General features: G+C 47.4%; 2 protein-coding genes. Both read right to left on the bottom strand.

Annotated features, from left to right (window positions below):
- Nucleotides 1-192 precede the first annotated feature (192 nt).
- Nucleotides 193-1,557: a site-specific integrase gene (locus C508_RS0117285; RefSeq protein ID WP_018704822.1), complete on the bottom strand. Its 1,365-nt coding sequence runs from the start codon at nt 1,555-1,557 to the stop codon at nt 193-195.
- On the bottom strand, nt 1,541-1,984 hold the full coding sequence (locus tag C508_RS20075) for a helix-turn-helix domain-containing protein (RefSeq protein ID WP_018704821.1): 444 nt from the start codon (nt 1,982-1,984) through the stop codon (nt 1,541-1,543). The genes C508_RS0117285 and C508_RS20075 overlap by 17 nt, the downstream gene beginning before the upstream one ends.
- Nucleotides 1,985-2,232 lie beyond the last annotated feature (248 nt).

Below are 2,232 nucleotides of genomic sequence, written 5' to 3'. Positions count from 1 at the left end.
ATCGTTTTGTAAAGTTTGAAAAGTGCCGTTTCATGCGGCTTCGTGGGCTTTGCCACTGTGTATCGTTGAGTAGCGTATAGCAACATTTTGCCAATTTAAACACAAAACAAACACCAGCTTTTTCGGAATTCTGTAATAGTCCGAATTGGCTGGTGTTTTCTGTGCGTAATTTCATCATTCTGTGTAAAGCCTTCATTGCTCTATACCGGAAGCCAGCGCTTGGCTAATTGCCTCGGACGCCTTGGCTTTTGTTGAGTTAAAGATGTGTGCATAAATGTTCTCCGTGGTCAGGGTATTCGAATGGCCGAGATGCTCGGAAATAACCTTCACAGGGACTCCCATGTTAATGAGCAGGGAAGCGTTGGCGTGTCTGAGATCATGAACGTGTAAGTCGGGAAAGCCGTTAGCTTTGAGCAATTTCTTAAACTCGGCATTCAAATATCCGCGATTCATGTACTCGCCAAAGCTTCCGGTAAAAACCGCGCCGCGCTCAATCCACCGCTGGCCTACATCCTTTTTGCGCTGTTCCTGCCAAGCCTTCTGCACCTCCAAAAGTTCTATCAATTGTGGCGGCATTGCAATCACACGGGCGCTGCTCTTCGTTTTGGGTGAAGTCAGCTTGTACTTTTTGTCGGCGCGATACAACGTGTGCTTGACCGTCAGGATGGCATCGTCTAAGAATACATCCTCCCAGCGCAAGGCCATCAGTTCGCCCACGCGCATTCCGGTGTAGAGCAGCATGGCAATGGCTCTGCCCACCTGCTGGTTAGTCGGCTCGTCTAAAATAGTGAGAAGCTGTCTGCAGCCATCGGCATCCAGAAACAGCTTCTCTTTTTCATCCCTTTTGGGCGATGTCGCATTCGTCACCGGATTCTTGAACATAATCTCCTTTTTCACCGCTGTGGAAAAAATGGGAGAAGTCGCTGTCCGCACTCGCATAATCGTCTGCGGGTCTAAGCCGCCGCCCTTCTTTTCCAGGACAAACGCATCTTTTAGCTTTTTCCCGATTGCCGCCGCAATTTTCTCGGCAGTTTCCTTGGTGACTGTTTCTCCCCGGATTGCCACCTTTAATGTGCCTAGCGTAATACCCGCTTTTCTTGTCGTAGGAAGCCACGAGCCTTTCGGCAGATAGGCAGCGTCTTTCAGCCGATACGTTTCTCTGGTTCTGCCGCTTTTGAGCAGCAGATTGAACAGTTCATCAACCCTTGCTGTGGTTACATCCTTCAGCTTCAAATGGCCAATGTACGGAAGCACATACAAATCAATCAGTTTGCGATTGCCGTACATGGTATTTTCCTTCAATTTATGCGGCGCGATCTGCTCGTAATACCAATCCACCAGTTCCACAAAGCGAATGTTCTCGTTCATATTCGCCATGCCTTGGCACTTCTTCTCAAATTCGTGAGCAAAGGCCATCGCCAGTTTTTCAGCCTTGCCGGGAGTAACACCGTCCGGCGGCTTAAAGGTTGTGGTCTTTCTGATTTGGCGTCCTTTCAAATCATAGCCAAGGGACACCATGATGCGAAAGGTATCGCCCCTTTTATTTACGCTCGGCATCGTCCTTCACATCCTTTTTCAAGCGAATGCTTACCGCGAAGCCGCTTTCAGCAAATAGCGTACCTTGCTCATGGCATCTAACCATTTCCGCGCGGATAAGGCTCTCGACAGCCGCTTTGCCATATTCATCAAGCCTGAGGTATGCGGTCACCGTTTCATTGAAGCTGTCTTCCGCTGCCCACACGCCAAGCTGATCAATGTCCTCCTCGGTCATTTTCGGAGAAGAAGCATCGTTGGAGTAGCCTAAAATGTAGTCGATGCGCTTATCAAAGATCTCCGAAAGCTGATTTAACGTTTCAAAGTTTGGCTCCCTCTTTCCTGTTTCCCACATGGCAACCGTTCCCTTTGATACACCCATCGTTTCGGCAAGTTGAACCTGCGTAATGCCCTTTTCAGTACGAATTTCTTTCAGTCTATCAGCAAACATTTCTATCACCTCGCAGTTTTATATTATCACTAACTGTTAACTCAGTCAAGCAACTTATAACATTTTGTTAGATTGTTTTGTGTCGTATTGTTTTCAGAGATAACCATGTGTGAGATTAACCATTGAACTTTCTCACCATTAGTTATATAATAATGTATAGAAACTCACGGAAGGAGAGAATTTCATGGAACACAAAAAACCGACCATGCTGACAATCCGGGAAATTGCCAGAACCGGCGTTTTGCCGG

It is taken from the genome of Anaeromusa acidaminophila DSM 3853, from assembly GCF_000374545.1.
GTDB classification, from domain to species: domain Bacteria; phylum Bacillota; class Negativicutes; order Anaeromusales; family Anaeromusaceae; genus Anaeromusa; species Anaeromusa acidaminophila.
The sequence above is the reverse complement of the archived record's forward strand: the minus strand, read 5'-3'. Positions and strand labels throughout refer to the sequence as shown.

Coding starts and splice junctions, on each gene's coding strand:
- C508_RS20075 (WP_018704821.1), bottom strand. CDS start 1,984: ATGTTTGCTGATAGACTGAAAGAAATTCGTACTGAAAAGGGCATTACG.
- C508_RS0117285 (WP_018704822.1), bottom strand. CDS start 1,557: ATGCCGAGCGTAAATAAAAGGGGCGATACCTTTCGCATCATGGTGTCC.